The organism is Cupriavidus sp. 05T313 (assembly GCF_056396665.1).
In genome coordinates this window covers 1-7,535 of sequence record NZ_JBFTLX010000309.1, presented here as the reverse complement: position 1 = coordinate 7,535, position 7,535 = coordinate 1, and the positions used below count along the sequence as shown (strand labels likewise).

At 67.1% G+C, this 7,535-nt stretch carries 3 protein-coding genes; 1 reads left to right on the top strand and 2 read right to left on the bottom strand.

Annotated features, from left to right (window positions below):
* Positions 1 to 5,306: two-partner secretion domain-containing protein (locus AC1DKD_RS36975; RefSeq protein WP_477144407.1), on the bottom strand; the 5,306-nt coding region annotated here is incomplete at its 3' end.
* A gap of 886 nt (positions 5,307 to 6,192) precedes the next feature.
* On the opposite strand from AC1DKD_RS36975, the gene AC1DKD_RS36970 reads away from it, so the two are divergent.
* Positions 6,193 to 6,957 carry a flagellar brake protein gene (locus tag AC1DKD_RS36970; protein ID WP_477144408.1) on the top strand — a complete coding sequence of 255 codons (765 nt, stop codon included), beginning with the start codon at positions 6,193 to 6,195 and terminating at the stop codon, positions 6,955 to 6,957.
* A gap of 77 nt (positions 6,958 to 7,034) precedes the next feature.
* Here the strand turns inward: AC1DKD_RS36970 and AC1DKD_RS36965 are convergent.
* On the bottom strand, positions 7,035 to 7,535 hold a 501-nt coding region (locus AC1DKD_RS36965; protein ID WP_477144406.1), incomplete at its 5' end, for a GNAT family N-acetyltransferase.

The following is a 7,535-nucleotide window of genomic DNA, read 5'->3' as shown; positions in this document are numbered from 1 at the left end:
GTGCCCAGGGTCTGCGGGCGGCTGGTAGCGCCGGTGGCTGCCGCGACGGCGCCCGCGCCAAGGGTTGGCGCGGCGCCGGCCGTGCCCGCGACACTGCCGGGCAGCGTGCCGGAGGCGCCGCCGCCCGCCACGCCGCTGCCGGTGACGGTCTGGCCGACGCGGTTGACCGAGCCGACGGTGATGTCCTGCGCGGTGGTTTGCACCGACTGGTTGGCGGTGGCAAGGGCTGGCAGCGCCGCCACCGTGGTGGGGTTCTGTGGCGTGGTGGGATACGGGACTTCCTGCGTATCGCTGTTGCTACCGTTCTTCCGGTGCCAATAGAAGGTGGATGTGTCGGTGGTGCTGACCGTCTGCTGCAGCACCGTGCCGATGTCCTGTACCTCGCTGGCAACCGCGCGCCGGATCAGGCTGCCGCCGGCAGCCATGATGGAGGACTGGTTGAGGATGGTGCCGCCGTCGCTGTTGACGCGGATGGTGCCCTGGGCCTGGATCCTGGCTGCGGGGGTCGCGCTGACCAGCCGGTCGGTCGCGGTGGTGGCGACGGTCGTGCGCGATATCTCGCTGTAGTCGTGATAGTCCGGCCCGAGGTCGTAGCGCACGCGCACCTGGTCCGGGCGGATGTGCCTGGCCGGATCCCAGTCGGGCCAGAAGGTGATCTTGTAGGTCGTCCCCGTGTCCTGGATGTCCTGGTAGTACTGCGTGCTGCTGGTGGTGATGGGCCGGGTCAGGATCGGCGGCGGAGTGAAGCAGTCATTGTCATTCGCGCAGCCGGGCTGTTGCGGGTTGAAATACGCCTCAACCGGCGCCTGCGTGAACGACAGCGTCTTGGTGTTGGGGTCGAAGCTGGCGACCGTGGTCTTGGGTACCTCGACCGTGATCGGGCTGCGCAGGGCATTGATCAGGCTGGCGCTGACAGGCGCGCTCGCCCCCGCCCAGTTCCAGCTCGGGAAGGTGATGCTCTTGTGGTTCCGCTGCTCGGTGCCCGTGAACCCCGCGAACCACGTGGTTAGTGTCCGGGCCGCGGTCTGCTGCGGCGTGCCCGCCTCCGTCACGATGCTGGTACGCGTGTTGTTGACCGCCCGCGCGGCGATATCGATATCGCCATCCGCTTCGATCGCAGCCGAGCGGTTGTTGAGTACGTTGATCTGGTTGGCCAGCATGCCGGTACCCGGGTCGCGCGTGCCGTCGCGGGCGATCTGCAGGTTGCCGGCGCTGTAGATCAGCGCGCCGTCCAGGTTGGAGACGGCATTGGATGCATGGATCCTGAGGTCCCGCGCGGCGGCGATGACGGCGGCCGGGCCGGTGTTGCTGATGTCGCTTGCCTGTACCTGTACCGTGTTGCCGATCACCGCGCCGGTGTTGGCCAGGGTGCCGCTCAGGGTGTTGACGGCATGGCCTTCGATGCGCCCGGCGTTGTTGATGGCGTTGTCGGCCCGCACGGTGGTGGACTGCGCGTTGATGCCGGCGCCAGCGGCGTTGTTCACGTTCGCGCCTTGCACGGCCAGGCTGCCGCGCGCCGCCAGCGTGCCGGTGTTGGTCAGCGTCCCGCCGGCGTTGATCTGCATGTCGCCGTCGGCACTGAGCTTGTTGGCCGCATCGTTGAGATAGTCGCCCGCCACGCTGAGCGTCAGGTTGCGCCCCGCCGTCATCTCGCCRCTGCCGCTGACGGTGCCGCCAGCGCTGGATACGCCGATGTCCTGGTTGGCGCGTACCGCGCCGCCCTGGTTCGTCATCGACGCGACCTTCATCTGGACGTCGGCGCCGCCAAGCACGGTGCCGCTGTCATTGGCGAGCGTGGCGCCGGCCTGGTCCAGGCTCAGGCCCTTGCCGCCGTAGATCCTGCCGCCGCGATTGTCCACGCTGCGGGTGATGCCCAGCGTCAGCGCGCCGGCCGCGGCGATTTGCGCGCCACCAGTGTTGTCGAGATCGCTGGCGGCGAGACTGACGTCGCCATTGCCCCCGAGCGTGCCGCCGGTGTTGTCCAGCGAACCGGTTGCGGTGACGGTGGTGGCACCATCGCCCGCGTTGGCAATCCGCCCGCCGCGGTTGTCGATGCCGGACGCGGATACGGTGGCCTTGCCGTGCGCCCCGTTGGCGGTGAGCGTGCCGCCGGCGTTGCTCAGCGTGCCATCGGCAGCGAGGAGCAGGTCGCCGCCGGTCTGCGCCGTGCCGTTGGTGTTATCCACCTGGCCCTGGCTGGTGAGCGACAGGCCAGACTGGCCGTAGAGCGTGCCCTGGCGGTTGATCAGGACTGCGCCGGTGGCGACCCTGGCGGCGCCTTGCGCGGACAGGTTGCCCCGGGTGTTGTCCAGCGAGGCGGCCTGCACGGCGAGCGTGCCATTGCTCAGGATGGCGCCGGCGGTATTGCCCAGCGCGCCCCGGCTCGTCAGGGCCAGCGCGCCGCCGCCGGCGTGCGCGATGCGCCCGCCGTCATTGGCCAGCGACTGCGCGTCCACCGTCAGGTTCTTCCCGTTGGTGGCCAGCGTGCCCGAGGTGTTGTCGAAGGCACCGCCGGCGTTGATGACGGTGTCGGCCTTGCCGAACTGGTTGATGGCGCCGCCACGGTTGGACAAGCCGCCCGTTGTGCGGATGCCGACCTGGCCGCCTTCGACAAGGCCCATGCCGTTGTCCAGCGACGCCACCGACAGATCGACCACGCCACCCGACAGCGTGCCCTGGCGATTGCTTGCCACGCCGGCCACCGTGGCGGTGAGCGCGGTGCCCGCCGTGACGCGGCCCTGGTCGTTGTCGAGCGATTGCGCATCCAGGCTGGCATCGCCCTTGGCGGTGATCTGGCCGTGGTTGGCCAGTGCGCCGGCCACCAGTTGCACCTTGCCGTTGCCGCCGATCAGGCCCGCATTGGCATTGACCAACGCCTGCCGCGCCCGCACGCGGGTCAGTCCGTCGCCCACGTTGACGACGCGCCCGCCCGTGTTGTCCACGCTCCGGGCGGCAAGCGACAGTGCGCCGTGCGTGCCGGCGGCTTCGATCCGCCCACCCGTGTTGGTCACTGCACCGGCGGCCTGCACGTCCAGCGCGCCGTTGGTCTGGAGGATGCCGGCGGCATTGCCCAGCGCGCCGTGGCTTGTCAGCGCCAGCGTGCCGTTGCCCGCATGCGCGACGCGGCCACTGTCGTTGGACAGCGATTGCGCGTCCAGCGTCAGGTTCTTCCCGCTGGTGGCCAGCGTGCCCGAGGTATTGTCGAAGGCGCCACCGGCATTGATGACCGTGTCGCCCTCGCCGAACTGGCTGATCGCGCCGCCACGGTTGGCCAGGTCGCCCGCCGTGCGGATGCCGACCCGGCCGCCCTCGATATGGCCCGCGCCGTTGTCGAGCGAGCCTGCCGTGACGTCAAGCGTGCCCGCCGACATGGTGCCCTGGCGGTTGCTCGCTGCGCCGGCGACGGTAGCCGTCAGCGCATCGCCCGCCGTGATGCTGCCGCGGTCGTTGTCCAGCGACCGGGCATCCAGGCCGGCATTGGCCTGCGCGTTGATCTCGCCCTGATTCGCCAGTGTCCCGGCCTTCAGCCGCACGCTGCCGTTGCCGCCGATCACGCCGCCCTTGGCACCGTTCGCCGTCGTGCCCGCCGTATTGGTCAGCGCGCCCGTGGCGGCGACGGACAGGCCATCGGCATTGAGCGAGACCAGCCGGCCCGCGCCGTTGTCCAGCGAGGACGCCTTGACGCCCAGCGCGCCGCCCGCCTGTATCTCGCCCAGTGCATTGTTGATGGCGCCGGCCGAGTAGACCGTCGTTGCGCCTTGCGCCAGCATCTGTCCGCCCTGGTTGGACACGCTGCCGGCCGTGATGGCTGTCGCGCCCTGGCTGTACAACTGCCCCCGGTCATTGCTCAGCGCGCCGCGGGCCGTGGCGCCGAGCGCGCCGCCGGCGCTGGCGGCGGCGCCGTTCAGGTTGATATCGCCTGCGGTGGCGGACAGGTTCAGGTTGCCCAGCGCCGTGGTCTGGCTGCCGGCAAGTTGCAGCGCCGTGCCGTTCAGGCTGGCATTGCCGCCCGCCACATGCTTGCCGCTGGACGACAGGGTGCCGTCAGCGATGACGGTCAGGTCGGCCCGCTGGCCGACCGAGCCGTCGGCATTGACGCCCGCGCCGAGCCTGCCGCTGGAAGCGACGCTGCCCGCGTTGACGCGCAGGGCTTGCTGCGCCGCCAGCGTCCCACTGTTGCTGAGCGCGCCCGCCGTATCGAGCGAAACCGCCTGCGCGCCATAGGTGGTGCCGATGTTGTCCACGCCGCCGCGTGCGGCGATGGCCAGGTTGCCGCTGGCGCTGGTCTTGCCGGCCAGTTCCAGCCGGCCCTGCGCGCTCAGCGTGAGATCGCCAGCCTGCGCGGCCAGCACGCCGCGGTTGCTCACGCCCACGCCGGCTTCGGTGCCCACCAGCAGGATCTTGCTGGCGTACATGCCACCCAGCTGGCTGACGTCGATGCCCACCCCCGCCGCGGGCCCGGCGCCGGCAATCGGCGTAGCCGCCAGCGTGGCGCGGTCCACCTGGCCGGCGCCGGCGATGACGTTGAGGTTGTTGGCGTAGAGCGCAGCGTTGGCGGTAACGGTGCGGGCGATCAGGTCCACCTGGTCGACATTGGCCGCGTTCAGGCCGGCACCCTGCACCGAGATCTGCCCGCCGGTGACGCGGAAGGCGTCGAGGCTGCCGGTGCCGCCGAATACCGGCACGCCGGTGGTCAGCGTGGCGCGGCTGGTGTTGATGAAGCCGCCACCGTCGACCAGGATGCCGTTGGGATTGGCTACCACCACTTCGGCCCGGCCCCCGGCCACTTCCAGGTAGCCGCGCAGTTGGCTGGGCAGCGCGCTGGTGACCTGGTTGACGATGATGCGCGCGTTCTGGCCCGGCAGCAGGTTGGGATTGCCGTTGACAAAGCCGGCTTGCCGGGTCGAAACGATGGTGGGTGAGTTGTTGAGGATTGCGCCGCCCCTGCCTACGTCGAACTGCGTGTAGGCGTTGGTGGACACGCCAGCGCCCGAGGGCCGCGTGATGTTGACTTGCGGCAGGCCGTTGCTGGTCTGGATCACGTCAGGGCGGTTGGCGCCGGCATCGGGGTTCGCCACGATCCGGGCGCTGGCGGGGGCAGCCAGCGCCAGCAGGGTCAGCAGTGCGAACGGCACGGATGGCAGCGCAGCCGCAAGCGATGCGATGCGCGCCGGGCCCTGCCGCGCACGCCGGATTGACCGCGCGCCGCCTTGATGGCCCTTGCCTGTGCTGGTTGCCGATTCTTCGACGGCGACCAGCATGCCGCGACGCCTGTTGAAAACCAGGCGGAAACTACCCTTATTCATGCTTGATTCGGTCCTGGATTGGCGGCGCCATGGCGAACGGCACCTTAATGGACTTGATGGAATGACGAATGGGAAATGTCATTCCTTGCGAAGGCATTTACATTGTTTTTTGTTTCCRGCGAAATGGTCAATCAGACAATTGACTCTTAATTCATTCGAAAGCGGACAAAAAAGTCTGCTGCCGGCAGTAAAGCTGCGACGACAAGCGGGCTGGCGGGCGATGACCCGCCGTTAGCTGGCTTTAACCTACTGAAGTGGGATTGAAGCGTGGAGGCCAGTCGTGCTATAAGCGTTGCACGCCTGGCCTAATATAGGACTAGTCCTATATTAATAATCCGAATTGAATGATTCACGGGCATTTAATAGGACAAGTACTAATTAAGACTTATTCGTCCAAACGGCAGAGATTCTGGCGTTTCGAGCGCAGCAGCCACCTCACGAAACGTGGGGGATAGGAATCAATCCACCAAGATACCGGCCGAGGCCAGGCGCGATCCGGTCGCACGCGATGGATACGCCTTGAGCGCGGTGATGGCGCAGATGCGGTTCATCCGCAGGTCCGAAGCGGCTCCGGCGCAGCTGGTGAAACAGCATGGGGAGTGCAGGTTGCGTGCGCGCAGATATTTGCACCAGGGTGGTGCTTACTCAAATCTCGTTGCCCGTCAATGCCTTGCGCGAAAAAAATGTGCCATTCTATGGCTGCTTATCTTGGGTGGATTGCCTTACTTACCCCTCCGAGCGCAGGGGTAAAGTCTCGCCGCTTTCTGCCGTTATTCTTCCTCGGGTAACGTCCCGTCGCCCCCGCCGGGCCGCCCGCACATCTGAACATAGCGCCGCTGGAATCGAGACGCAGCCCTCCTCGATTCCCATTTTGTTGAAGGATCCCGTGAGCCCCGAACCCRCCAATGCCAAGCGCCAGACCGCTAGCACGCAAGCGCCAGACGGTTTCCCGCCCGATGCCCGCCACCGGCTCACCCTTCCCATACAGATCAGTGCCGTGCTGCTCGATCTTGCCTGGCTGAAGTGCGTTGTCAGGCTGCGCACGCGCGACGGCTACAGGATTGCCACCACATTGCTGAAGGTTGACCCCGTAGGCTGTACCTTCATCTTCGACGGATGCCGCACAGAAGCGGAGCGGGATTTGCTGCTGACATCGGACGAGATTGCCGTCTCCGCGGTGCTGCGCGATGTCAAGATCCGCTTCGTCATCAAAAGACCCTACCCCATCAGGTATCAGGGCGGCATGGCCTGCGCCGCGGCCTTCCCGGCCCAGCTCTACCATTTTGAACGCCGCCGCCACCCCCGCGCACGCCCGGACGCCGCCATGGGCTATCGTTGCGAGCTGCGCACGCCCGATGACGAGGTTCTGAAGCTGGACATTGCCGACCTTTCGCTCTCCGGTGTCGGCCTTCGCACCAGTATCGCCAATACCGACCCATTTCCGGCAGGCACGATCTTGCCGAAATGCAGGCTGGACTTTCGCAACCAGGGCGAACTGGAGTTCGACCTGCAGGTGGTCGGGCATGGTCTGGTGTGGAGCGACCAGCGCGCCATGCATCACATTGGCTGCACCTTTGTCTCCCTCGGCCCCGGCCAGCAGACCTTCATCCAGCGCCTGGTCTACCACATCGAGCTCGCGGGACGCGAATGACCGGGAAGCGGATGCCGGGGAGATATGTACCGGATGACTGCTGCCGACGCTGAAGGACGGCAGTCCATTCAGCCCATTCAGTCCGTGACCGCCAGTTCGTAACGGGCAACGGACCCTGCGCCTTTCTGCACGCAGCTGTGCAGCCCAAAGCCGAAACGCTCGTAGAGCGTTCGCAGCGCCAGCCTGTCAGCGACACAATCCAGCCGGAGATGCCGGCGCCCGAGACTACGTGCGCGTTCTCGGGCGAAGGCTAGCAGCGCGGTGGAGACACCCTGCCTGGCCCACGAGCGGCGAACCGCCAGCTTGTGCACGAAGGCGGATGTACCGGGCTCGACCTCCGGCCAATAGAACGGGTCTTCCAGTTCGAACCGCATGACGCCGATGATGTCATCGCCGTCGCGCGCCGCATAGAAGTTCCCTGCCGCGGTATCACAAAGCACACGCTCGATGCTCACGTCGGAAGGCATCCATAGTGGCCGGCCTGTGTTGGCAAGCCACTGCGCCGCCTCTTGCAAGACTGAAGCAACCGCCTGCACGTCGTCTGATCGGGCTTGTTCGATACGCATCGGCGATGACAC